The organism is Aliirhizobium wenxiniae, from assembly GCF_019511445.1.
GTDB classification, from domain to species: Bacteria; Pseudomonadota; Alphaproteobacteria; order Rhizobiales; family Rhizobiaceae; genus Neorhizobium; species Neorhizobium wenxiniae_A.
Genome location: NZ_JAEUAN010000035.1, coordinates 22,208 through 45,189 on the forward strand (window position 1 = coordinate 22,208; position 22,982 = coordinate 45,189).

Consider the following 22,982-nt stretch of genomic DNA (forward strand, 5'->3'; position numbering starts at 1 on the left):
ATTCCATCATTGTATCTGGAAGAGAACACGAGGTTTTCCTTTCATCACCCGCTGTGAGGTCTTCTGATGAAAGAAGATAGATCTGGTCGGCCGCGTCTTGAATGACATAGAAACGTCAATTCAGGACGCGGGCGTCAATACACCAGATCAGGGTCTTCGACGCCCTCTATCAGCTTCAGGCTGCGGCGCAGGCCCTGCGGCGGCTGGCCGAAAAAGCGTAAGAATGCTCGACGCATCCGATCGCGGTCCGCAAAGCCGGTATCGCGGGCGACGATGTCGAGGGGGTGACGGCCGTCTTCGAGCATCACTTTTGCCGCCTCGAGCCGCAGGCGCTCGACGGCCTTAGCAGGCGACTGCCCCGTCTCCTCGCGAAACAGGCGACTAAACTGGCGCGGGCTGAGGCTTGCGGCTTCCGCCAGTTCCTCCACCGTTAGCGGATTTCGAAGATGTTCCTTGGCGTAGACAAGCGCACGACGCACCCGGTCCGAGCGCGGCTCCAGCTCCAGGAGCGCCGAAAACTGCGACTGCCCTCCTGGCCGTCGATGATACACCACCAGTTTGCGCGCAATGGATCGCGAGAGCTCGGCCCCATGATCATCTTCGATCAGTGCCAGCGTCAGATCGATGGCGGAACTCATGCCTGCCGACGTCCAGATCGAACCGTCCTGGATGAAGATGCGGTCGTCATCGACATGGATGTTGGGGAACCGTTCCTGCAGGCTGCGCGCGTGAGCCCAGTGGGTGGTGGCGCTTTTTCCATCCAGAAGGCCGGCCTCGGCCAGCAGAAATGCACCGGTGCAGACGCCAGCTACCCGTCGGCTTTCTCGCCCCGCACGGGCAATGTAATTCCTCAATGCTGGAGAGACAGGCTTCGGAAGCAGTTCGCCGACGACCATCAGCGTATCCGGGAAGTCCGCGAGCGGCTGTGTCTCAATACCGATGCCAAGCGAGGATCGAATTGAACCGCCGCTTTCTGACATGACGGTCAGCCGGTACGCCTCACTGCCGAGGGTCTCGTTGGCGAATTCAAAGGCGCTCAACGCAGCCATGCCCATCACCTGAAACCCATTCTCCATGATGAAGCCAATGTGCCGCATGCTTGTATCCTTGTCCTATTTTGCCGTTTGTATGTCATTTCAGACATCATTGTCTACGGCTAATGTCCCTCCGTCGAAACACAGGGTTGGACGTTCCAATCCACAGCCAACGGAGCGAACAATGAGCAATATACACGGGACCATTCTGATAACAGGCGCATCATCGGGCATCGGCGCCGTCTATGCCGACCGCTTTGCCCGGCGCGGCCATCATCTCATTCTGGTGGCGCGCAATCTCGCCCGCTTGAAGGATGTCGCCGCCGCATTGACGGAGCGTTATAGCGTATCGGTCAGGACACTTGCCGCGGATCTCGGCACGGAAGACGGCCTGGCTGCGGTGGAAGCGGTTATTGCACAGGACGAAACCATCACGCATCTGGTCAACAATGCAGGTTTTGGCAGTGCCGCGCCTTTCGCGACTGCCGACATTTCCGATATGCAGGCCATGGTGGCCATCAATGTCACGGCGCCGATGCGTCTGACCTATGCCATCGTCCCGCTCTTCAGGCAGCGCGGCAAGGGTACCATTATCAACATCTCTTCCATTGTGGCGATCGGACCAGAAATCTTGGACGGCATCTATGGCGGCACCAAGTCCTTCCTGCTGGCCTTCAGTCATTCGCTTCGCAAGGAACTGCACGAGACAGGGGTCACTGTTCAGGTCGTGCTTCCCGGCGCAACGGGAACCGAGTTCTGGGACATTGCCGGACTGCCGGCAAGCAACCTGCCGAGCGAATGGGTGATGTCGCCTGCGGATCTCGTCGACGCTGCGCTGGTCGGACTTGATCGCGGCGAATTCGCCACCATTCCTTCCCTCATGGATGCAGCTGAATGGGACAAATGGGAAGCTGCCCGGGCAGCCATGCTTCCACATTTGTCCAGTGCCCGACCGGCAGGCAGATACTCCGCGCACAGCCAGACGGCTTGATAAGTATCATGGAGGGGAATGGTCCTCACCGGCATTCCGCTCCCCTTCTCTCGGTTAAACGATGTCCGTGGCGGCGGCGCTGTCCTTCTGCAGCTCCACCTCGGCCAGCCTTTCGCTGAGCGCCCTTGTGATCGCGTCATAGGCATCACTGCGAGCACCAGCCGACGGGGCGCCGGCGATTGATCAACCGACCCAATCATGGCCTGAACTATTTTGATCGGATCCCCGAGCGGCTGGCGGCTCGGCCATCTCTCGACCAAAGCCGCTGCTGACGCCGGTGATAAACCAGGTTCGGACCACGGGTCACATTCCCTTAAATTAGACTGCGAACGGGAGCGTCGCTCAACCGCGCGTTGAGGCGATAAAGGTTTCGGGCGATCCGTCCGCACTGTTCACGAAGACAATGTCTTTCGGATCGCGGCGGGGCGTATCGACGGAAAGGAACACGACCGGCTCCTCAAGGATGGTTGGCAGCGCATGAACCGTGCCCTTTTCGAAGAAGAGGAGTTGTCCGGGCTGGAACTCGGCCTCCGTTGCAGGGTCTTCCATCCAGAAGGTGCCCCGCCCGGACAGGACGTAAAGATACTCATCGCTACCGCGATGGTAATGCGGCGGCGTCCCTTGTAGACGCGAAACACCCGCGAGCTTGCTGCAGGCGTATCGCGCAAATACGTATCCACCAGCAACGTGTCCGCCGTTTGCGGAAACTCATTCATGATCGCCAGGATGTCGAAACGGGCGGATGTTGCAGTGCTTTGATCAGACATGGTGATCTTCCCTATCTTTGCTTCGCCTCTACAAAGTATCCGACCACGCTCAGGCGATCGCACCGCCGCCATCAACCCGCACGTTCGACCCGGTGGCGAATGGCGTGGTCATGAGGAACAGCACCGCGTTGGCGATGTGCTCAGGCTTGCCGATGGTCTTTGCCGGCAGGTTTTCCGACACGCGAGAGAACATCGCCGCCTTGGCATCGTCGGCCATCTTCGACCATAGCGGCGTATCGATCAGCCCGGGTGACACGGTGTTGACACGCACCGGCGAAAATTCGAGCGCAAAGCCACGCGCCAGGCCTTCAAGCGCTGCATTGATCGCTCCTTGCAGAACCGAGGACGCGGATGGCCGTTCGCTCAGATAGCCGGAGATCAATGTCAGCGAGCCCCGCTCCGCGATGCGGGCCGCACGCGCAACCCGATAGGCGCCCCAGAACTTGCTCTCCATTGCCGCCTGGGCATCGGTAAGAGCTAGCTTGCGCAGTGGACCAATCGGCGTCTGTGCCGCTGAGACCACGACGTGGTCGAAAGCCCTCCGTGACACGAAGAAGCTCTGAAGCGACGGCTCATCCGTGGTATCCAATACCGCGCTATCGGTTCTAGGTCCCAGCTTCTCAATGGCGGCGAGCAGTTTATCTTGTGAGCGAGAGGCAATTGTGACATGCGCGCCTGCGGCGACTGCGGCTTCGGCGACCGCAAGTCCGATACCGGAGCTGCCGCCGATCACCAGGACGCGTTGATCTTTGAGCAAAGTCATAAACCTTTTCCTTTCCCTTCACGTGTGAATTCGCGCTGTCAGGCTAGATGCTGGAGGCGTTGCAAACGCAGAGGTTCGGCAAGCAGCTCATCCAGACGCAAGGCCAGCGATTGAAACGGCGCGCCGGCGGCGTGGGCAGCGAGAGCGGCCTCATCCCGCCAGCTCTCGATCATGACCGCCATTTCCGGATTGTCGCGATCGACGTGAAGATCGTATCGTAGGCATCCATCTTCCTTGCGGACGTCAGGCACGATGGCAGCCAGTGCACTGAACAAGGCTACGCTTTTGTCCGGCTTCGCGCGCAAAAGCGCAATAAGTTCAATTTGGTCAGAGGGCTGAGCACTCATGACGGTCATCCTTTTTCGTTGAAAGTCACTGCAAGTAGCTCAGGCGGTGAACGACTGTGAACGATCACCGCCTCAAGATCGGGCTGCCTCAGTCGGAAAACCCTTCGAGCACCACCTTGCCCTTTGTTCGCCCATTTTCGATGGCGGCATGCGCCTTGCGCAGATTTGCGGCATTGATGGGCGACAAGACTTCGGTCACGGTCGTGCGGATACTGCCAGCATCGATCAGACGAGACACCTCGTTCAGCAGCTTGCCCTGTTCGGCCATATCGGCGGTCTCGAAGATCGAGCGTGTGAACATCAGCTCCCAATGAGTGGAAACAGCCTTGCGCTTGAAGCCAAGCACGTCGAGGCTTTCCGGATCATCGATCAGCCCGAACCGGCCCTGCGGCGCGATGAGCTCGATGATTTCTTTGAGATGGCGATGGGGTTCGGTTGTCGAGAATACAAAGGCGGGGGCGCCAATGCCCAGAGCTGCCACCTGCCCGGCGATCGGCTTGGAATGATCGATCACATGATCGGCGCCAAGCGTCTTCACCCAGTCCTGCGTTTCAGGCCGCGAGGCTGTCGCAATGACGGTGACATCGGTCAGCGCTCGCACGAGCTGAATGGCGATCGAGCCCACCCCGCCAGCACCACCAATGATCACGATGGCGTTTGCCGCACCCGGCACGCTTTTGCGGATATCCAGCCGGTCGAACAGCATTTCCCAGGCGGTGATGGCCGTTAGCGGCAGGGCCGCGGCCTGCGCAGCGGAGACTGATTTCGGCTTGAACCCTACAATACGTTCATCGACGAGATGAAACTGGCTGTTGGCTCCGGGGCGGATTAGAGAGCCGGCATAGAATACCTCGTCGCCAATCTTGAAGTCCTTCGCTGCAGGTCCGGTCTCCACGACAGTGCCGACCGCATCCCAGCCAAGCACCTTCCATTGTCCGGCTTCCGGACTGGCGCCCTTGCGAACTTTCGTATCGACGGGATTGACCGAAATGGCCTTCACCTCAACGAGAATGTCCCGGTTTGCCGGAACCGGCCGGGGAAGCTGGATGTCCTGCAATGCGTCTTGGCGCTCGATAGCTCCCGGTGCCTCATAACCGATGGCCTTCATGATGTGCTCCTTTGATGATCGACTGCGTTGTCGATTGATATGGAGCTAAATCGAGCTATTATCGTCAGGGCGCAATACGCACAAATTACACACGTAGTATCAAAAAGGATACTGTTGTGGCCAAAGCTCGCCATTCGCGCTTCGATTGTTCTCCCGGCTGCTCGGTTGAGGCTGCCGTTGGCCTCATTGACGGAAAATGGAAATCGGTCGTGCTCTTTCACCTACTTTCAGGGACACTGCGGTTCAACGAACTGCGCAAACACATCGTCAACGTGACCCCCGCATGTTGACCAACCAGTTGCGCGAGCTTGAGGACGACGGCCTGATCGAACGCAAGGTTTATGCTCAGGTGCCGCCAAAGGTAGAGTACAAGCTCTCAGAGCTCGGCCGCAGCATGGAACCGATCCTGCTCGCCCTTAAATATTGGGGTGACGCCAATATCAGTCTCTATGGCAAACCACGCGGGATGGATCCGCGCGATACGATTGCCATGGATGCGCCGAGCAGTCAATCAGCGTAATGTCCTAAATTGACGTTTAGATGTCATTTCAGACATGGATTTCTTGATGCAAGATCTCTCCATCGAAGCGCGGCCTTCAGCCGCGCGGTTCAAAGGAGAGACCCATGCAACTCGAAAACAACACGATCTTCATCACTGGCGGCACATCCGGCATCGGCCGCGCATTGGCGGAATCCTTCCATCGCCTTGGCAACAAGGTCATCATCGCCGGCCGCCGCAAGGCGTTGCTCGATCAGGTAACCGCCGCCAATCCGGGCATGGAAGGCATCGAGCTCGACATTGCCGATCCGGCCGATATCGATCGCGTCGCTACCCTACTGATCCGCGACTACCCGACACTCAATGTCCTCGTCAACAATGCGGGCATCATGCCTTTTGATGATGCTGGCGCAAAGATCGATGACGCTCAGTCGCGTCGGATTATCGACACGAACCTGCTTGGTCCGATCCGCCTGACTTCGGCTCTTATCGACCATCTCAAGGCTCAGTCGAAGGCCACGATCATCCATAACACGTCGGTTCTGGCCTATCTGCCGCTCGCTTCCACCGCAGTCTATTCCGCCACAAAGGCAGCGTTGCATTCTTATGCGCTATCGCAACGCTTCCAGCTGCGCGGCACCAATGTCCGCGTCCAGGAAATCGCGCCGCCGTGGGTCGATACCGACCTCGTCAAGAAGAGCGGGGATCCTCGCGCCATGCCGCTCGACATTTTCATCGAGAAGACCATGAAGGGCCTCGGCACGGAATCCGAAGAAATCTATGTCGAGGAAATCAAGGCCATCCGCGACAATCCGGGCAGCGGGGAGCACGCACTCTTCAACGCCTTCAACGAGTCTCTCGCTGCCAACCCGATCCCCGTTTGACAGAGACAGGCCGCGACCCGGTTGCCGAACGGGCAGCCGGGCATTCGGCAGGAGGTTACCATGCTGCAGAAACATGATCTGAAATCCGCCATTCCCTTGAAGGGCGAGCGTTTGGGGCAGCCCGAGTCATCCATGCTGCCGGCATGGTTCCTGGCACTCGGCACTTTCGCAATCGGCACCGAGGGTTTTATGATAGCCCCATTGTTGCCGACCATCGCTGCTGATCTGGGAATGAGCCTTTCCGCGACAGCGACGCTGGTTGTCGTCTTCACACTCGTGCTGGCGCTCAGCTCGCCCATTGCAACGGTCATCACCGGCGGACTGCGCCGGCGGGATACTTTGCTGCTTGCCATGACGATATTCACAGTCGGCAATCTGATTGCGGCTTTCGCGCCCGGGTTCGGCACGCTGATGTTTGCCCGTATCTTGATGGCCGTCGCCGCCGGTCTCTATGCGCCGAACGCCAATGCGCTTGCCGGCATGATCGTACCGACGGCGAAACGGGGGCGTGCGCTTGCCATCGTCAGCGGCGGCATGACCATTGCGATTGCGCTCGGCCTGCCACTCGGTTCGATCATTGGCCATGCATTCGGCTGGCGCTCGACATTTCTTATGGTTGCCGCCATGGGAGCCATTGCGATCATCGGCATCCTGACAGGCGTTGGACGCAATGCCGGTGCGCATATGGCCATCATAAGCATTGCTGACCGTATCGGCGTCATCCGCCAGGCTCCCGTTCTGAAACTCCTCTCGGTGACACTGTTCTGGTCGATGGGCGCCTACACGGCCTATCCCTATATCGCCCCCTATCTCTCCCAGACGCTGGGCTTCGCCGACAGGGGCATTGCGGCAACCGTCACGCTCTGGGGCATATTCGCGGCACTCGGCGTGTTCACCGGCGGCGCATTGAACGATCGCTTCGGATCGCTCAAGGTCGTGAGCATCTCGCTTGTCGTGCTCGCCCTCTCTTTCGCAGCTTTGGCGGTAGCCACAGCATTGCCGGGGGCTGCCGTCTCTCTGGCACTTCTCGCCGTCGCCGGATGGGGCTTCAGCGTCTGGTCCTTCTTTCCCGCCCAGATGGCCCGTCTGATCGTTGCGGGCGGCCAGGGCCAAGCCTCGGTCGCGCTCTCCCTCAACACGTCCACCATGTATCTCGGCTTTTCCATCGGCAGCGCAATCGGCGCGGGGATCATCGCGGTGGGTGATGTCTGGATGGTCGGTGCGGCTGCCGCAGTGATGGAACTGGTAGCCTTGGCTCTCGACAAGATCTGGAAGCGGAATGGAAGTTAATCCGCAGGCCACGGCCACTATTGTCAGACAACGGCGCTACCGCAGGTGTCCTGTCGGCAGCGCCGTTGTGTATCTGACCTGGTTGAGGGCGAAACTCGAGCGAATGTTGGCGACACTCAGTATCCGCGTCAGGCAGTCCAACACGAAGACGACGTCACACCTGCTTTTGCCACTGGACTAGTCTACGTGGTGAGCGTGTGGTTTTGGTGGCTAGGGCAAGCGTCGCACCGAAATGATCTAGATCGCTCAGCAACTGAACTTACCTGCAAACATACACGGATCCTTAGCGCTCGCAGCCTCACGTGAACGGTCGGGAGGCTAGAGCTTAAGTCGATATGCTGGGCAGATGCTTGTAACCAAGCTGATGTCCCCAAAGCGTAGAAGAGGGTAAAATCGTGATGGAGCCTAGCAAATTGCCGCTAATCCCTGCATCTTTCTTTGGCATGGTTCTCGGATTAGCGGGCCTTGCCAATACATGGCGGCTTGCGCACAACCTGTGGGGTCTGCCGGAGTTGATCGGCGAGCTCTTAACATTCGCAGCAGCCGCCACCTGGCTATGGGTCTCCATCCTCTATTTGGCAAAATGGGTTCTTCGACCGGCCATGGCCAAAGCTGAGGCGGCGCATCCGGTCCAATGCTGTTTCATAGGTCTTGGCGGGGTTGCCACCATGCTCGTCGCGCAAGGGATCCTACCTTATTCAAAAGCATTCGCCACCGGCCTATTTGCTTTAGGTGCGACCTATACCTTAGCGTTCGCTATTTGGCGCACCGGGCTCTTGTTGAGAGGCGAAAGGGATATCGGAGCAACAACGCCAGTGCTCTACTTGCCGGCGGTCGCGGGAGGTTTCGTGACCGGAACCACGGCAGCCCTGTTTGGTGCACCAGATTGGGGTCAGCTAGCCTTCGGCGCCGCCCTGTTCTCGTGGCTCGCAATCGAATCGGTCCTACTCCATCGCCTTTATTCTGGACCGATGATGCCAGCCAGTGTTCGTGCCACACTCGGGATCCAACTAGCACCTCCAGCCGTTGGCGCTGTTGCCTACCTTTCCGTCGGCGGCGGTCTTCCAGACATCTTCGCGCACGCGTTGCTCGGCTATGCGATGCTGCAGGCGATCTTACTCGTGCGGATGCTACCGTGGATTATGGAAGAAGGTTTCTCACCATCGTTCTGGGCCTTCACCTTTGGGTCGACGGCGCTGGCCGCCGCCAGCATGCTGCTGGCTGTCAAAGGCGATCACGGCGCTACCGTCGTTATCGCACCTGTGCTCTTTATCTCTGCCAATCTAGTCGTGCTGATCATTGCGATGGCAACAATTCGTTTGGCAATCAAGGGACAGCTGCTGACTGCAGGTCCGCCGGCCACACGAGCTTGAGTGGCTTGTACCGCACTGGCTCTCTTGGCCCTGGCTCAACTGCGAGTGCGAAAGGCATGAGCTGGTTTGGGAGCATAAGGGAAAGCGCGTTAAACATCGGGTTACCCGTTGTCGGGCGCAAGCCGCCGGTGCTGCGGACGCCATGGCCGATCAGCGTCTTCGCCTTGATGAGAGCTGAACCCTCGACCCTTACATTCGATCGCGCTTGTCTTAAGACCGGCGGCCTCAGAAGACACTTAACTCCCGTTTCTTATTCGTCGCTCAACGATTTCGGCTTCTACGCGCCGCGCTCCGTCCTGGTCCATTCGCGCCGGTGCCCGCGCACGGCGCGAGCTGCCATTAAGAAACTGGCGGCCCGTCGATCACCTGAAGGCATCAATTTGCCGATGTTTAGAATCGCGCATCGCCGCGGTAGACGTTTGGCTTGACGCCCGTCAGCCGGCCAAATATCTTCCGAAATGCGGCTGGATCTGTATAACCGACTGTATATGCGATGCTCTCGACCGAAGCGTTTGTCGTCTCAAGCAATTGCCGCGCCTTCATGATGCGCACGTTCTGCAGATATTCGGTTAGCTTAAGCCGCGTCGCACGGTAGAATCGTCGCTGGAGCGTCCTCTCTGAAAGATGTACGCTCTCCGCCAACTCGCCAATCGATTTCTGTAGCTCCGGTGTTGCATGAAACTGATGCTGGACCTGCAGGACCTCCATATCGCCGTGATCGAAGCGCGGAAGAAAAGCCTTGTACTGGCTCTGACTGCGACGCGGTGGATCTACGACGAGAAAGCGTGCCGTCTCCAGCATCACGGCCTGTCCGAGCAGCTTTTCGACAAGCAGCAGGCCGAGATCCGCCCAGGCCAAGATGCCGCCAGCGGTGATTACGTCGCCATCGTCTATGATCATGTTGTCGGGCGAGACGTCGATCTTGGGAAACTGTTCAGCAAGCCTTTCGGCAAAAGCCCAGTGGGTTGTGGCGCGCCGGCCGTCCATGAGCCCGGTCTCGGCAAGGACAAACGCTCCGGCACAGATTGAACACACGGTCACACCACGCGCATGCTGGGACGCGAGCCATTGCGAAGCTGGGCTCATGCTCTGCATTTTCTCCGGCATGATGATGCTCGGTGGCGCGATCACGTAGCTCAGCGAGTGCGGGATTCCAGGGTGTGAATCCCATGTGCAGGTCACGTGCCCGTCCTCCATCTTCCAGTAACTGACGCGGATGCTGCGAAGACTTGTCGGCGCCTGCAGATCCATCGACCAATCGCTGGCGACGCGAAACAGATCGGTCAATCCATAGACCGCAGCCAACTGACAATCCGGGTAGACCAGCAACCCCACCTCAATGAAATCAGCTTCTTTGCGTTTTGCCGCTTTTGCCTCGGATAAAGTCATTTCCGCCACGTGTCTTGGGCAGAAGATGGGGATACTTTCTCTTTGTCAAATACGGAATTCGCAAACACAGCGCGACAGGGGAAATGCAATGAAATCCGATACAGATCGATTTTTCGTGTCGAGACGCAGCGTACTGATCGGAAGCATCACACTTGCCAGCGTGAGTGTTCCGGCGCTCGCCTTCTCACACAACTCTTCCACAAACAGTTCATCACAAGGAGATATCGACATGGGCTTCGTAACAACCAACGACGGCACTGAAATTTTTTACAAAGACTGGGGGCGCAAGGACGCACAGCCGATCGTCTTCCATCACGGCTGGCCGCTGTCGTCGGACGACTGGGATGCGCAGATGCTGTTCTTCCTCTCCAAGGGATATCGCGTCGTTGCTCACGACCGGCGTGGCCACGGCCGCTCCGCCCAGGTCGCCGACGGTCACGACATGGATCATTACGCAGCCGACGCATTCGCCGTCGTCCAGGCACTCGACCTGAAGAATGCCATCCATATCGGCCATTCCACCGGCGGCGGTGAAGTTGCCCGCTATGTCGCAAGGTTCGGCCAGAAGGCCGGCCGCGTCGCTAAGGCGGTTCTCGTCTCGGCCGTCCCGCCGCTGATGCTGAAGACGGACGCTAATCCGGAAGGCTTGCCGATCGAAGTCTTCGACGGTTTCCGTTCAGCGCTTGCCGCCAACCGCGCGCAGTTCTTCCGTGATGTTCCGGCCGGCCCATTCTACGGTTTCAACCGTGACGGCGCCAAGGTTCAGGAAGGCGTGATCCAGAACTGGTGGCGTCAGGGCATGATGGGCGGCGCGAAGGCTCATTATGACGGCATCAAGGCCTTCTCCGAAACGGACCAGACTGAGGACCTGAAGGCGATCACCGTCCCGACACTCGTCCTCCATGGCGAAGACGACCAGATCGTGCCGATTGCCGATGCTGCCAGGAAGTCGATCAAGCTTCTGCCGAACGGCCAGATCAAGACCTACCCCGGCTTCTCGCATGGCATGCTTACCGTCAACGCCGACGTGCTGAACGAGGATCTGCTGACTTTTATCAAGGGCTGATCCGAATCCGGCGTGGATGAACCATGCCACGGCCGTTTGTGGCCGATCGAAAATAAAAAGGGGCGTCTGCGCCCCTTTTTACCGAGCTTCGCCCCGCAGGCCGCGCTCGGCCTCGCAGTGTTCTCCGTACCGATTGCTACGGCATAATCGGCGCATTCGTGGAGGGGCTTAAATCGTTCAACGGGCCTTAGGGGCTGGTCCAAACGCTACCCGAGGTGGCGGCAATGCTCGAACAGAACTTCTACGCCAAACCCGTATGATCGCACCCGAGAAAGCTTCTTCGCTGCCGTCTGAAATATTTGCAACAGAGGCATCGCGCCTGCCTCATCCTTCTTGGCGCAGTATGAATATCCCGTCAGCAGATGGGAAATACGAGCATTCTGACTAAGGCGAGGCACCCGCACCCAAAACCCGTTTTGTGATCTCATTTTATGAATTGTGAGCACACGACGTGATCGGGGATTGACACCGGCCTAATCATAGATAATTTATATCCACGATTAGGAGATGCAACATGAAACTAAGCGAAGGCGTGGAGCAAGCCATTCACTGCACGGCTTTCCTGGCGGGCCTTTCGGACGACGGCGTACTGTCTGCAGCAGCACTGGCCGAACTCCACGGCGTTTCGACGAGCTACCTCCTTAAGCACCTGCAGGCGCTTTCCGGCGCCGGGATCGTCGTGACGACGCCTGGACCGAAAGGTGGCTACCGTCTGGCCAAGACGCCGAAGGACATCAGTCTCCTGGACATCGTCCTCGCGGTTGAAGGTCCGGCGCCCGCCTTCCGGTGCGCCGAGATCCGCCAGCGGGGGCCGAACCCTCTGCCGCAGCGCTACTTTACAAAGCCCTGCCAGATTAACGCCGCGATGCTGAAGGCCGAGAAGGCCTATCGCGCAGAACTCGCCAAGGTGTCCGTCGCAGACCTTCTGGCGAACCTTGGTGCAGACGACGACGGCGGTATCGCCGCCCGCGGATGCGCCTTCCTCGAACTCCACGAACGCAGGACGGGCAATCGCGCCTCGTCATAGGAGAAAGCACCATGACCAAGATGAAGAAGGTCGTCGTTATCGGCGGCACGGGACTGATCGGCTCGAAGGCAGTGAAACTGCTGCAGGACGCCGGTCACGAAGCCGTCGTCGCAAGCTCCCGCAACGGCATCAACGCCTACACGGGCGAAGGACTAGCCGAAGCCCTCGTGGGCGCTGACGCCGTCATCGACGTGTCGAACATGCTGTCCTTCGACAAGGCCGTCATCAACGACTTCTTCGGCACGTCGAGCCGGAACTTGACGAGCGCCGAACGGGCCGCGGGCGTGCGTCATCACGTCGTCCTCTCGATCGTCAACGCGGAACGCCTCGCCGCTAACCCATACATGGCCGGCAAACTCGCCCAAGAAGAGGCCGTTGCAGCATCGGGCCAGGCCTACACCATCGTGCGTGCGACACAGTTCCACGAGTTCATGGAGACGCTGGTGGACGCCTACTCGGCCGACGGCGCGGTGAAAGTGCCGGATATCGACTTCCAGTCGATCGCGGCCGACGACGTCGCCGCTGCTTTGGTGGAAGGCGCGCTCAGCGAGCCGAAGAACGGATCCGTTGATCTTGCCGGGCCTGAACAGGGACCGCTCGAATCCTTCATCCGGACCTATCTCGATGCCAAGAGCGACGCTCGTCCGGTCAACGCCGACGCGGCCGTCGACTACTTCGGCGCTCCCGTTGTCACCGGCTCACTGGTCCCCGGCGGAGACTACGTCAAGGGCGCGATCACGATCGCCGAGTGGCTCAGAACATAGGAGGAAGGAATCATGAAGACCATCCTCTATGCCGCTACAGCACTTGCAGTCTCTCTGGCCACAGCTTCCGCTCATGACGTCGCCAATCCTGGACTTGCTTACGACACGAAGGACGCGAAGGTGACGCTGGTTTACGAGCATCCCCTCCCGGACGTTCCCGGCAAGAGCGTGAAGGGCGTCCTCGTCGAGTACGGCCCCGGCGGCTACAGTTCCGCTCATACGCATGCAAAATCCGCCTTGATCTATGCGACGGTTCTCGAAGGAGCGATCCTAAGCGCCGTGACCGGTGGCGGGACGAAGACCTTCATCGCCGGTCAGAACTTCACCGAGCTGCCGGGCGACGCCACGACGTCAGCGCCAACGCCAGCAAGACCGAGCCGGCGAAACTGCTCGCCGTCTTCGTCGTAGATACCGATGACACCGCCCTGACGACACCGCGCAAGCCGTAGCGCTAGCTACCAGACCTACACCCTCCCCTGCTGCACAAGCAACGACGGTTTCTCCGGCGAACGGAGAACCGTGTCCACGAGAAAGGAAAACAGTATGTCCCGCATGAACTGGTCCGAAGTCGCCCCCGACGGCGCAAAGGCGCTCTTCGGCGTCCATCACTACGTCACCAAGAAAACGAACCTGCCTGAAGAGCTGATTCATCTCGTATTCCTGCGCGTGTCGCAGATCAACGGCTGCGCCCATTGCATCGACATGCATAGTCGCGATTTGCGCAAGACGATGTCCCTAGACAAGATCACACTGCTACCGGTCTGGGACGAGGTGCATCACCTGTTCAGCGAGCAGGAACGAGCAGCACTGGCCTGGGCTGAAGAAGTCACGAATGTCAGCCAGACCCATGCCTCCGACACGGCCTATGCCGCCGCCGCCGCCGCTTTCGAACCGAAGGATCTCGTCGATCTGACGATTACGATCGCTGCGATGAACGCGTTCAATCGCCTCGGAGCGCCATTTAGGCTTCCAGTCGCAGCCAAGGCCTGATCGCTAGCAGCGCAACGCATAGGGCCCTCCCTGCCTGTTGGTTTCCACGCAGAACTGAGCCGGTTAGGGGCATAATTTCGATTGAGAATTGAGCCATGTGAACCTTTCCCCAACGCGGTGAGCGACGGGGGCAACGGAGTGATCCAAATGGGAATTTTAAACATCATCCGTCGGATGGCGCTGCGTGAGAAGCAGTCGATCCGGGAGATCAGCCGGCGCAACGGGCTGTCGCGCAACACGATCGCGAAGTATCTGAACGCCGGTACGATCGAGCCACCGTTCACGATACCGGAACGACCTAGCAAGCTTGATCCATTTTCCGATAAGCTGGCGGCCTGACTGAAGACCGAGGCCGGGAGGTCACGCAACCGCGTCGAACTCTAAAGCGGCTTCATGCCGATCTGGTGGCTCTCGGCTTTACCGGCTCCTATGGTCGGGTTGTCGCCTTCGCCGGTGATTGGCGAGCGGAACGACAGCGTGAGCAGCAGCCGACGGGCCGCGGCATATTCGTCCCACTGTCTTTCCGCCCAGGCGAAGCATTCCAGTTCGATTGGAGTGAGGACTATGCTGTGATCGGCGGTGAGCGCTCGAAGTTGACTGCCACGCGCCTCAGCGCCTACAAGAACATCCTCAACCGCCTGTTTGCCGGACTGATCTTCGTGGTCGCGGCCTTCATCCTCTATCGGAACTGGAAGACGCCGATGATTGGCTGAGGGCGGCCAACTCTCAATGGGACGACCTTGGCACCTGATCGCGGTGCCGCCGTCGAGTGAACGTCACTACCCAGGACGCAGTTCGTGGCCAGTCATTAAGGTTTCGACCCGATATGAACTTCGACCTTTTGACCTGATGCTATCGGCGGCCTCAGCTTTCGGTATCGCAATGAGCCAATATGTGGGGGGCGAACTCACATCGGGTCATGAGTTTTCTATGGCGAGGCACCTGGGTCGCCTGAACTTCTTTCCCTGATCTCATATTCCGGCTCACGGGCAAAGGCGCGGGTCATGGATTGATGTCAGCTCCCAGTATGCGGCACCTCCAGAAGCCGCGAGCCGGTCTGGTTTGCGACCAGATCGTGTCGCCTACAACACTTAACCCAGTTTCCTCATCCAGATCTGTTCGGTCATTGTGCACACCCGGGTCGTAGCGGTTGGTCGTCAGCCTGCTGCCAATGCCACTTCTTTGTGTGGAATCTCGATGGCGAAATGTTGTGCTGGGGGTAGCCGCGCGCGGTGCGCACCATTGGCAACAGTATAGCCATTCCGTCCCCGCCGTTTAGTTTCGTACAGTGCGTTGTCGGCTGCTTCCATCAACGTTTCGGCATTCACAGCGGGCCCTTGGGCCGGAGCGATTCCTATGCTGGCAGCCACGGGAATTTGAATACCGCGCCAAATTAAAGGGGCTTCCATCAACGCTGAGACGATATTTTTGGCTACCGCCGACGCGCGATCCACATCTGTGCGAGGTAGCAGCAGGGCGAACTCATCGCCCCCTAGCCGCGCAAAAACGTCTCTCTGCTGCAATTGGAGACGGATAACCTGGGCAGCGTGCTTCAGCGCCGCATCCCCTGCTGCATGACCATGCTTGTCGTTAATCGATTTGAACCGATCAAGATCGAACACCATGAGGCTGAATACAGAGTTTTGCCCCATCGCCGCGCACTCCGTCGAGAGGCGGTTCAGGAATAGACGCCGGCTGGCAAGCCCTGTGAGGTCGTCTTCGTTGACCAGCCGTTCCACCTCAGCCCGCAGTTCGTCGACGCTTGAAAGCAGGAACCCGAAATTCCAAACGACACCCGCAAAGAGGAAAACAAGCAGATCAATCGATGCAGCACTGCGCATATTCATCTCAGGCGCCAGCCCAGTGACGATCAGGGTGTTGCCGACGGCTATAGTTCCGTGGGTGAGACCCCCCGCTATCAGCGCCGAGCTCGACACAATCGCACCAAGTTCTCGTCGGTAATTCCGCACTAAAAAGGTGGCTGTTAAGAAAAGCGGCAGCGCTTGAGCGGCGGTGTACATCGGGTTGCGTCCGTACCACATGTTGAACGTTCCCAGCATGACCAGGCTGCTGATACAGATCAGAGAAACGACCAATTTCCATCTTATGGCCGCGCCGTGGAAGCGCCGGACGCCACACATATTGAGGTAGAAGCCCAATACGACGAGAGTGTTTGCTCCGACCGTCAATGCGATATGCGCTACTTCGCCTTGTACTGAGAGAAGTACTCCACCTGCGGCGTTAAGCGCACTCCCCACGAGCCAGTAACGCGCGGCGCGCAGATCAGGGTAGCGGAAAACGATAAGCCCCCAGATGATACAGTGGGAGAGATTAAGAAGCAGCACGACGAGATAGAGTGTGAAAAAATCTGGCATACCGGCCCCTTTTTTTGGAGGAGCGCCGACAGCTACCCGCGGGCATGAAATACCGCGTTAACGAATTCGCTCAAATCCGACGATTTCCGCTCGATTGCATATGGGTCGCCACTGATGCACGGTACTTGTGGTTCACCTGCATCATTCTCTACACCATGGGGCGGCTCGTGGTAGCACTGTTCGAATTGTTAGGAGCAGAATTTCTACTGCGACAGATCAATCAACCAGATACTTCATGTCATTAGCGTTCACCACGCGCATACTTGCTTATCCGACACTCGCGCGGCCGCCATAGGGCCTCCCAAAGGGGTTGTACGAGTTAACGGCACTATGCAGCTGTCGGTCTGCTTCTTCCGGTTGGTTTGCGGCGGCACAAGCGATACCCCAAACCGTGTCCGTACCTAGGCGATGATTTATTAAATGTTGATCCTTTTCAGACAGTGTCCCGACGGATGGGAACGCATCTCGCGGAGGGGATTGAATTGACTGCAGACGCTGTAAGAAAACCGCTTTGGATCAAGATCACAGGATACGGATTTGCCGCCGTCCTTTTCGCGAGTGCTGCGATCGGCGGCCTGGCTTGGTACCGCCAAGCTGACATGAACGAGAAGGCGCTCTACAATAGAGCGGCGAGTGATCTCAACGTCATTCAGACTGACATGGCAGCCATCCAGCGGTCCGCCTCAGCGCTTGCTTTGGCGTTCGCAGGAGAACCCGATATCGCGGGATACATACGCGCAAACGATCGCCAGCACCTGCTCGACAAATTTTCAACCAACATCAAAGCGGTTGCCCAGCTAGGTGGCTTACAGAACATCACTGTCGCCGACGCGCAAGGCAATGTCATCATCCGGGCACACGCACCAGAGAAATTTGGTGACAACTATCTGGCTCGTCGTAAGACGGTTGCATCATCCATATCGACCGGAAGGGTGGCGGCTGGCATAGAGCCGGGACGAACAGGGATTGGCATCTACGCCGTTGCGCCTGTTCTTGTTAACGGTACGGTCGTCGGCGTCGTTGACGTCGGAACCGAGCTTTCAAACGCATATTTTTCGCCGCTTGCGGAGCGCCTGGGTGCAGAGATCTCGGTTAATGTGATCTCCGAAGGAAAGTTGGTGAACCAGTCCTCAACTGAGGGAGGCGGCGCACTTCTGGATGCTAGCGCAATCCAGGCAGCTTTTGACGGCAAATCCGTGTTTGAGCCGGCCACTCTCGATGGGCGCGACATGCTCATCAAAGCCGTGCCTTTCACCTCGTTTTCCGGCGACAAAATTGGTGTCTTTGAAATCGGGACTGATGCCACCGACATCATGACAGAGGCGCGTGCAGCGCTCTGGACCATGCTCGGCGTGACACTTCTTACATCGATCATCGCGCTGACGGCCTTTTTCCTGTTTGCCAAGTCGCTCGGCAACGTCATCGGCCGTCTCACATCCACGATGGGACGCCTGGCCGCCGGTGACCTGAATGCCACGATCGAAGGCGAAAACCGTCCGGACGAGACAGGAGCCATGGCACGCGCCGTGCAGGTCTTCAAGGACAATGCGCTGAAGACGAAGGAACTGGAGCGTCAGGCCGACGAGCAGCGCAACATGACCGAAGAACAGCGTCGCCAGAACGCTGAGGAGGCGCGCATTCGCGCCGAGCAGATGGCGGAGGCCACCAATGGTCTCGCAATCGGCCTGAAGCATCTCTCTTCCGGTGACCTGACTTTTCAGCTCGACCGCCCGTTTGCCGCTGACTTCGAAAGCCTGCGCGCCGATTTCAACGGAGCTGTCAGCCAGTTGCGAGGCACGCTCGGCTCGGTGGCACAGGCCACCAACTCGATCGACAGCGGTTCGCGCGAAGTCAGCCAGAGCGCCGACGATCTTTCCAAGCGGACCGAACAGCAGGCCGCCTCGTTGGAAGAAACCGCTGCCGCGCTCGACCAGATTACCGTCAACGTGTCCAACTCGTCCAAGCGCGCTGAGGAGGCCCGCGCGGTCGCAATCCAGGCCAATGAAAGTGCTCGTCAGTCGGGCAAGGTCGTTGCCAATGCCGTGCAGGCAATGGGGCGTATCGAGGAATCGTCCGGCCAGATTTCCAACATCATCGGCGTGATCGACGATATCGCGTTCCAGACCAACCTGCTTGCACTCAACGCCGGTGTGGAGGCCGCTCGCGCCGGCGAAGCAGGCAAGGGTTTTGCCGTGGTTGCACAAGAAGTCCGCGAGCTGGCTCAGCGTTCGGCGAGTGCAGCGAAGGAAATCAAGGATCTCATCGGCAAATCCTCGATCGAGGTTGCGAGCGGCGTGAAGCTGGTGAGCGAGACCGGAGAGTCGCTGCGCGCCATCGAAGCGCATATCGTCACCATCAACCACCACATGGATTCGATTGCCACGTCATCGCGCGAGCAGTCGGTCGGCCTCTCGGAAGTCAACACTGCCGTCAACCAGATGGATCAGGTGACCCAGCAGAACGCCGCGATGGTGGAAGAAGCCAATGCCGCCGGCGCTACACTGGCCACAGAAGCAGGCCGTCTGCGTGAGTTGATCAGCCAGTTTCAGCTTGATCAGGGGAGCGGCACGGCAAACCAAGCTGCCGCCCTGCGCCTGACTGCAGCCGTGATGGCCGCCTCTCCACGCTCTACCCCGGCACCATCGCCGGCTCGCGGCATGGTCGGCAATATTGCTCAGGCCTTAACCGGTCGCGGCAGTGCGGCAGCTGCTGCAGCGCGAGATAACTGGCAAGAATTCTGACCGAGTTATAGTAATTCGCCATGACGGCGGGCGGGGGCCCGCCAACATGGCGTTTCATGACTGCGACCTCAGCCCGTCCCTCGCCTTCAGAGCAAGTTCGCCCTGTGGTTAGCCGATTGCGTATACTAGCATTCCAAACTGCCGGGTCCAAAACGCCGTTACTCATGCGTATCGTCGTGGAGTTGCACTAGGCAACCGCCGCGCTTGCCTGGGCCATTGGTCCGCCTTCCTAGGCGGGACTAGTGGCCCACGAACAGCGGCGGGCCGCTCTCGATGAGAACGACCCGCAGGGCGGCTATTTTGCATCATCCAACTTCAGTAGATTTAGATTTTAGACCACGCCCTGCGCGCGCATTGCCTCGGCAACTTGGGTGAAGCCTGCCCCCAGCACGTAATTGGCCTTGGCGCCGTATTCCTCGGCGGTTTCCGCGCAACGATCGTGAAGCCCTTCATGATCTGGCGAAGCCGGTCGCGCGCCATTTCAAAGCTCCAGCTGTCACGGCTGGCGTTTTGCTGCATTTCCAAAGCGGAGGTTGCCACCCCACCTGCATTCGCTGCGTTCCCCGACCGAAAAAAACACCGGCTTCCTGAAACGCACGAACGGCCTCCGGTGTCGATGGCATATTTGCACCTTCCGCCACTGCAATAACGCCATTTGCGATCAATGCCTTTGCATCACGCCCGGAAAGTTCGTTCTGCGTGGCGCAGGTAGTGCAACGTCGCAAGGCACATCCCAGATGATCCCTTGCGGGACACATGCAGCTCCCGGACGATCCTTTTTACCGACCAACCCTGAACATGGAAGGCTCGACGAAACTCGCATATCTTGGATTTTTGAGCGTGCAGACTTTAATTGGAGCATGGCGGATTCGGCCAACTCAGCAGTTTTATCAGAGCTTCGATCATCAGTTCATGAATTGGGGTGGAGGCGGGACGCGACAAGACGCGGTTCAAAATGCGCTATTGATGCTTGAACATGTCGAGGCGCAAAGCCCAGAACTCCACGAACTGACAGGTTGGCCTCTCCGCCGTTTCAACCCGGCTCTCTCTATTTTGAGGAACGAACATCCGGACTGGTGCTGGCGCGACCGCTATCAATTCGATTTTCCAAGCCTGGGTTTGGTCATCGGCCCGAAGGAGAAGGCTGGTCTGCGGATGTTTATTAAGGCCGAGGGAGCTTGATATCTGAACGCGTATGAGCTGCTCGGACCGGCTGACGAAAAATGGCTGGAAGCAAATCAGGTCAATCTGCAAAGCGCGGAACGGAGTGCAGCTTTGAGAGGGCGTTCTCTCTAACCCGCTACTATCCCTGCTCGGCGTGAGCTCGAATAAGGCTTTTAAGCGCATCAAGGGTCAGGCAGCCACCACCATAGTGAACCATGCGGTGACAATTCGCGCATAGCATTGCGAAATCCGTTGGAGTGGTTGGCTTATCGACACCTTTTCTGTCGGAGAGGGGCTCCAAATGATGGGCCTCAATGAAGCCTCGACCATGCGCCCCGTAACGTTTCTCAAAATCAAAGCCGCAGGCTTCACATACGAGTGGCATCATCGCAGCTTTAGCTCTCTCGACAATTGCCCGATTGCGCTTGATGACGTTCAGCTCCCGTACGATCCTCAACCCTTCAGAGACGCCATCATCAGCTTTTTTTGGCTCGACCTGTTGGTTTCCACGCAGAACTGAGCCGGTTTTTCCACCGAGAAGTGAGCCACCTCTAAGTATGGTTTTCTGATCAGGGTTTGGTCAAGGGATCGGCTTTTCTCCTCTCTTCTGTGCTGCTGCGGCCGAGCTGGCCTTGAAGCGGAAGCTGTCGTTACCGGTTTCCAGGATGTGGCAACGGTGGGTGAGACGGTCGAGCAGAGCTGTCGTCATCTTGGCGTCGCCGAAGACGGTGGCCCATTCGCTGAAGCTGAGATTGGTGGTGATGACGACGCTGGTGCGCTCATAAAGCTTGCTCAACAGATGGAAGAGCAGCGCTCCACCTGAGGCACTGAACGGAAGGTATCCGAGCTCATCGAGGATCAGCAGATCGAGACGGACCAGGGTCTCGGCGATCTGGCCTGCCTTGCCCTTTGCCTTCTCCTGCTCGAGCGCATTGACCAATTCGATGGTCGAGAAGAAGCGGACCTTTCGGCGGTGATGCTCGATAGCCTGGACGCCGAGAGCAGTCGCGACGTGTGTTTTACCTGTGCCCGGCCCGCCGACGAGAACAATGTTCTGTGCTCCGTCCATGAACTCGCATCGATGCAGTTGACGCACCGTCGCCTCGTTGATCTCGCTGGCGGCGAAGTCGTAGCCGGAGATATCCTTGTAGGCTGGGAAGCGGGCAGCCTTCATGTGATAGGCAATCGAGCGAACCTCGCGCTCGGCCATCTCGGCTTTCAGCAACTGGGACAGGATCGGTACGGCCGCATCGAATGCTGGTGCTCCTTGCTCGATCAGGTCGGTGACCGCTTGGGCCATGCCATACATCTTCAGGCTACGCAGCATGATGACGACGGCGGCGCTGGCAGGATCATGACGCATGACGACCTCCCACGATCCGAACACGCAGGCCATCATAGCGCTCCACGTTTGCTTTGGGTTCGCGAGCCAAGGTTAGCGCCTGTGGCGTGTCGATGTCAGGACCGTCGGTTGTCTTCCCATCGATCAGACGATGCAGCAGGTTCAGCACATGCGTCTTGGTCGCGACGCCTTGATCCAGAGCCAGTTCCACAGCCCTGACGACAACCTGTTCGTCGTGATGAAGCACCAGAGCGAGGATGTCGGCCATCTCCCGATCGCCGCCCAGGCGACGCAGCATCTGGTCCTGCAACTGTCGAAAGGCCAGCGGCAATTCCAGGAAGGGAGCACCATTGCGCAGGGCACGAGGCTTGCGTTGGATAACGGCAAGGTAATGCCGCCAATCATAAATCGTTCGCGGTGGTTTGTCGTGACTGCGTTCTATGATCCGCGGATGTTCGCAGAGGATATTGCCCTCGGCTGCAACGACCAGCCGCTCAGGATAAATCCGCAGGCTGACGGGCCGGTTAGCAAAGGAGGCCGGCACGCTGTAGCGGTTCCGTTCGAAGGTGATCAGGCATGTCGGCGAGACCCGCTTGCTCTGCTCGACGAAGCCGTCAAACATAGCGGGCAATGCCATCAAAGCAGGCTGCTCATCAGCCCAAACATCGGCGATCGAACCGGGCAGGCTCCCGTGCGGTGTCTCCTGCCACAGGTTCTGGCAGTGCTGCTCCAGCCAGAGGTTCAACGTTGCCAAATCCGGGAAGTCGGGCATCTGTTGCCACAGGCGTGGACGAGAATCCTGAACGTTTTTCTCGACCTGCCCTTTCTCCCAGCCCGCAGCAGGATTGCAGAACTCAGGTGCAAAGACGTAGTGGTTCGTCATCGCAAGGAACCGGATGTTGACCTGTCGCTCCTTGCCCCGGCCGACGCGATCGACCGCTGTCTTCATATTATGGGATGGACGCCTCCCTCCGAACCTTCAGAATGAAAGGCCACCAAAGGAGGAAGTCATGACATTCGAATTGCTCGCAATCGATCTCGGAAAGTCGTCGTTTCATCTGCACAGCA

Annotated in this window: 19 protein-coding genes and 7 pseudogenes; 14 read left to right on the top strand and 12 right to left on the bottom strand. The window is 58.5% G+C overall.

The window, feature by feature from the left end; all coding sequences use genetic code 11:
* Positions 1 to 134 precede the first annotated feature (134 nt).
* Positions 135 to 1,097: a GlxA family transcriptional regulator gene (locus JNB91_RS28630; protein ID WP_220328844.1), complete on the bottom strand. Its 963-nt coding sequence runs from the start codon at positions 1,095 to 1,097 to the stop codon at positions 135 to 137.
* Positions 1,098 to 1,218: 121 nt separating this feature from the next.
* Between JNB91_RS28630 and JNB91_RS28635 the strand changes: the two genes are divergently transcribed.
* On the top strand, positions 1,219 to 2,025 hold the full coding sequence (locus JNB91_RS28635) for an SDR family NAD(P)-dependent oxidoreductase (protein WP_220328845.1): 807 nt from the start codon (positions 1,219 to 1,221) through the stop codon (positions 2,023 to 2,025).
* Positions 2,026 to 2,367: 342 nt separating this feature from the next.
* Here the strand turns inward: JNB91_RS28635 and JNB91_RS28640 are convergent.
* The 4 genes and pseudogenes from JNB91_RS28640 to JNB91_RS28655 all read right to left on the bottom strand — a co-directional run bounded on the left by JNB91_RS28640 (position 2,368) and on the right by JNB91_RS28655 (position 5,010).
* Positions 2,368 to 2,792, bottom strand: a pseudogene (locus tag JNB91_RS28640) (cupin domain-containing protein).
* 49 nt (positions 2,793 to 2,841) lie between these two features.
* Entirely contained in the window at positions 2,842 to 3,555 is a 714-nt protein-coding gene (locus tag JNB91_RS28645; protein ID WP_220328846.1) for an SDR family oxidoreductase, read from the bottom strand.
* 38 nt (positions 3,556 to 3,593) lie between these two features.
* Positions 3,594 to 3,911, bottom strand: coding sequence for a putative quinol monooxygenase (locus tag JNB91_RS28650; RefSeq protein WP_223218448.1), 318 nt, complete (start codon positions 3,909 to 3,911; stop codon positions 3,594 to 3,596).
* A gap of 79 nt (positions 3,912 to 3,990) precedes the next feature.
* Positions 3,991 to 5,010, bottom strand: a complete 1,020-nt coding sequence (locus JNB91_RS28655) for a zinc-binding alcohol dehydrogenase family protein (RefSeq protein WP_220328847.1) — start codon at positions 5,008 to 5,010, stop codon at positions 3,991 to 3,993.
* A gap of 116 nt (positions 5,011 to 5,126) precedes the next feature.
* Between JNB91_RS28655 and JNB91_RS28660 the strand changes: the two are divergent.
* The 3 genes and pseudogenes from JNB91_RS28660 (at position 5,127) to JNB91_RS28670 (ending at position 7,683) form a co-directional block, all read left to right on the top strand.
* A pseudogene (locus JNB91_RS28660) lies at positions 5,127 to 5,530 on the top strand (winged helix-turn-helix transcriptional regulator).
* A 104-nt stretch (positions 5,531 to 5,634) separates the two neighbouring features.
* On the top strand, positions 5,635 to 6,393 hold the full coding sequence (locus JNB91_RS28665) for an SDR family oxidoreductase (RefSeq protein WP_220328848.1): 759 nt from the start codon (positions 5,635 to 5,637) through the stop codon (positions 6,391 to 6,393).
* 60 nt (positions 6,394 to 6,453) lie between these two features.
* On the top strand, positions 6,454 to 7,683 hold the full coding sequence (locus tag JNB91_RS28670; protein ID WP_220328849.1) for an MFS transporter: 1,230 nt from the start codon (positions 6,454 to 6,456) through the stop codon (positions 7,681 to 7,683).
* A 36-nt stretch (positions 7,684 to 7,719) separates the two neighbouring features.
* Here the strand turns inward: JNB91_RS28670 and JNB91_RS28675 are convergent.
* A pseudogene (locus JNB91_RS28675) lies at positions 7,720 to 7,824 on the bottom strand (Lrp/AsnC family transcriptional regulator); the annotation flags it as partial.
* Between the two features lie 257 nt (positions 7,825 to 8,081).
* Between JNB91_RS28675 and tehA the strand changes: the two are divergent.
* Complete coding sequence (gene tehA / locus JNB91_RS28680) at positions 8,082 to 9,056, top strand: dicarboxylate transporter/tellurite-resistance protein TehA (protein WP_220328850.1); 975 nt, start codon at positions 8,082 to 8,084, stop codon at positions 9,054 to 9,056.
* Between the two features lie 390 nt (positions 9,057 to 9,446).
* Here the strand turns inward: tehA and JNB91_RS28685 are convergent, their stop codons facing one another.
* Positions 9,447 to 10,445 carry a GlxA family transcriptional regulator gene (locus JNB91_RS28685; RefSeq protein ID WP_220328862.1) on the bottom strand — a complete coding sequence of 333 codons (999 nt, stop codon included), beginning with the start codon at positions 10,443 to 10,445 and terminating at the stop codon, positions 9,447 to 9,449.
* 229 nt (positions 10,446 to 10,674) lie between these two features.
* On the opposite strand from JNB91_RS28685, the gene JNB91_RS28690 reads away from it, so the two are divergent.
* The 6 genes and pseudogenes from JNB91_RS28690 to JNB91_RS28715 form a co-directional block, all read left to right on the top strand.
* The gene (locus JNB91_RS28690; RefSeq protein ID WP_220328851.1) at positions 10,675 to 11,511 is read left to right on the top strand and encodes an alpha/beta fold hydrolase; all 837 of its coding nucleotides are present in this window, start codon (positions 10,675 to 10,677) and stop codon (positions 11,509 to 11,511) included.
* Between the two features lie 514 nt (positions 11,512 to 12,025).
* Positions 12,026 to 12,538 (top strand): RrF2 family transcriptional regulator, encoded by a 513-nt coding sequence (locus tag JNB91_RS28695; RefSeq protein ID WP_112435186.1) that lies wholly within the window; start codon positions 12,026 to 12,028, stop codon positions 12,536 to 12,538.
* Between the two features lie 11 nt (positions 12,539 to 12,549).
* Positions 12,550 to 13,302, top strand: coding sequence for an SDR family oxidoreductase (locus JNB91_RS28700; protein ID WP_220328852.1), 753 nt, complete (start codon positions 12,550 to 12,552; stop codon positions 13,300 to 13,302).
* Between the two features lie 12 nt (positions 13,303 to 13,314).
* Positions 13,315 to 13,751: pseudogene (locus JNB91_RS28705) on the top strand (cupin domain-containing protein).
* A gap of 94 nt (positions 13,752 to 13,845) precedes the next feature.
* Positions 13,846 to 14,292: a carboxymuconolactone decarboxylase family protein gene (locus JNB91_RS28710; protein ID WP_220328853.1), complete on the top strand. Its 447-nt coding sequence runs from the start codon at positions 13,846 to 13,848 to the stop codon at positions 14,290 to 14,292.
* Between the two features lie 138 nt (positions 14,293 to 14,430).
* A pseudogene (locus JNB91_RS28715) lies at positions 14,431 to 14,888 on the top strand (IS21 family transposase); the annotation flags it as partial.
* A 561-nt stretch (positions 14,889 to 15,449) separates the two neighbouring features.
* Here the strand turns inward: JNB91_RS28715 and JNB91_RS28720 are convergent.
* Entirely contained in the window at positions 15,450 to 16,667 is a 1,218-nt protein-coding gene (locus tag JNB91_RS28720; RefSeq protein ID WP_220328854.1) for a GGDEF domain-containing protein, read from the bottom strand.
* 482 nt (positions 16,668 to 17,149) lie between these two features.
* Here JNB91_RS28720 and JNB91_RS28725 point away from each other — a divergent pair, with 482 nt between their 5' ends.
* Positions 17,150 to 19,408: a methyl-accepting chemotaxis protein gene (locus JNB91_RS28725; RefSeq protein ID WP_223218449.1), complete on the top strand. Its 2,259-nt coding sequence runs from the start codon at positions 17,150 to 17,152 to the stop codon at positions 19,406 to 19,408.
* Between the two features lie 331 nt (positions 19,409 to 19,739).
* Here JNB91_RS28725 and JNB91_RS28730 read toward each other — a convergent pair.
* Positions 19,740 to 20,174: pseudogene (locus tag JNB91_RS28730) on the bottom strand (NADP-specific glutamate dehydrogenase); the annotation flags it as partial.
* A 32-nt stretch (positions 20,175 to 20,206) separates the two neighbouring features.
* Between JNB91_RS28730 and JNB91_RS28735 the strand changes: the two are divergent.
* Positions 20,207 to 20,590: a hypothetical protein gene (locus JNB91_RS28735; RefSeq protein WP_220328864.1), complete on the top strand. Its 384-nt coding sequence runs from the start codon at positions 20,207 to 20,209 to the stop codon at positions 20,588 to 20,590.
* Between the two features lie 121 nt (positions 20,591 to 20,711).
* On the opposite strand, the gene JNB91_RS28740 is transcribed toward JNB91_RS28735, so the two are convergent.
* On the bottom strand, positions 20,712 to 20,960 hold the full coding sequence (locus JNB91_RS28740) for an HNH endonuclease (protein ID WP_220328856.1): 249 nt from the start codon (positions 20,958 to 20,960) through the stop codon (positions 20,712 to 20,714).
* Between JNB91_RS28740 and JNB91_RS28745 the strand changes: the two genes are divergently transcribed.
* Positions 20,874 to 21,092 carry a hypothetical protein gene (locus tag JNB91_RS28745; protein WP_220328865.1) on the top strand — a complete coding sequence of 73 codons (219 nt, stop codon included), beginning with the start codon at positions 20,874 to 20,876 and terminating at the stop codon, positions 21,090 to 21,092. The two genes, JNB91_RS28740 and JNB91_RS28745, sit on opposite strands and share 87 nt — an antisense overlap.
* Positions 21,093 to 21,152: 60 nt before the next feature.
* Here the strand turns inward: JNB91_RS28745 and istB are convergent, their stop codons facing one another.
* Complete coding sequence (istB, locus tag JNB91_RS28750) at positions 21,153 to 21,935, bottom strand: IS21-like element helper ATPase IstB (protein WP_220328857.1); 783 nt, start codon at positions 21,933 to 21,935, stop codon at positions 21,153 to 21,155.
* A pseudogene (locus tag JNB91_RS28755) lies at positions 21,925 to 22,866 on the bottom strand (Mu transposase domain-containing protein); the annotation flags it as partial. The gene istB and the pseudogene JNB91_RS28755, both read right to left, overlap by 11 nt.
* Positions 22,867 to 22,982 lie beyond the last annotated feature (116 nt).

Excerpts from the sequence above, each read along its gene's own strand:
- JNB91_RS28630 (WP_220328844.1), bottom strand. The coding sequence starts at position 1,097 with ATGCGGCACATTGGCTTCATCATGGAGAATGGGTTTCAGGTGATGGGC.
- JNB91_RS28635 (WP_220328845.1), top strand. The coding sequence starts at position 1,219 with ATGAGCAATATACACGGGACCATTCTGATAACAGGCGCATCATCGGGC.
- JNB91_RS28645 (WP_220328846.1), bottom strand. The coding sequence starts at position 3,555 with ATGACTTTGCTCAAAGATCAACGCGTCCTGGTGATCGGCGGCAGCTCC.
- JNB91_RS28650 (WP_223218448.1), bottom strand. The coding sequence starts at position 3,911 with ATGACCGTCATGAGTGCTCAGCCCTCTGACCAAATTGAACTTATTGCG.
- JNB91_RS28655 (WP_220328847.1), bottom strand. The coding sequence starts at position 5,010 with ATGAAGGCCATCGGTTATGAGGCACCGGGAGCTATCGAGCGCCAAGAC.
- JNB91_RS28665 (WP_220328848.1), top strand. The coding sequence starts at position 5,635 with ATGCAACTCGAAAACAACACGATCTTCATCACTGGCGGCACATCCGGC.
- JNB91_RS28670 (WP_220328849.1), top strand. The coding sequence starts at position 6,454 with ATGCTGCAGAAACATGATCTGAAATCCGCCATTCCCTTGAAGGGCGAG.
- tehA (WP_220328850.1), top strand. The coding sequence starts at position 8,082 with ATGGAGCCTAGCAAATTGCCGCTAATCCCTGCATCTTTCTTTGGCATG.
- JNB91_RS28685 (WP_220328862.1), bottom strand. The coding sequence starts at position 10,445 with ATGACTTTATCCGAGGCAAAAGCGGCAAAACGCAAAGAAGCTGATTTC.
- JNB91_RS28690 (WP_220328851.1), top strand. The coding sequence starts at position 10,675 with ATGGGCTTCGTAACAACCAACGACGGCACTGAAATTTTTTACAAAGAC.
- JNB91_RS28695 (WP_112435186.1), top strand. The coding sequence starts at position 12,026 with ATGAAACTAAGCGAAGGCGTGGAGCAAGCCATTCACTGCACGGCTTTC.
- JNB91_RS28700 (WP_220328852.1), top strand. The coding sequence starts at position 12,550 with ATGACCAAGATGAAGAAGGTCGTCGTTATCGGCGGCACGGGACTGATC.
- JNB91_RS28710 (WP_220328853.1), top strand. The coding sequence starts at position 13,846 with ATGTCCCGCATGAACTGGTCCGAAGTCGCCCCCGACGGCGCAAAGGCG.
- JNB91_RS28720 (WP_220328854.1), bottom strand. The coding sequence starts at position 16,667 with ATGCCAGATTTTTTCACACTCTATCTCGTCGTGCTGCTTCTTAATCTC.
- JNB91_RS28735 (WP_220328864.1), top strand. The coding sequence starts at position 20,207 with ATGGAAGGCTCGACGAAACTCGCATATCTTGGATTTTTGAGCGTGCAG.
- JNB91_RS28745 (WP_220328865.1), top strand. The coding sequence starts at position 20,874 with ATGATGGGCCTCAATGAAGCCTCGACCATGCGCCCCGTAACGTTTCTC.
- JNB91_RS28740 (WP_220328856.1), bottom strand. The coding sequence starts at position 20,960 with ATGATGCCACTCGTATGTGAAGCCTGCGGCTTTGATTTTGAGAAACGT.
- istB (WP_220328857.1), bottom strand. The coding sequence starts at position 21,935 with ATGCGTCATGATCCTGCCAGCGCCGCCGTCGTCATCATGCTGCGTAGC.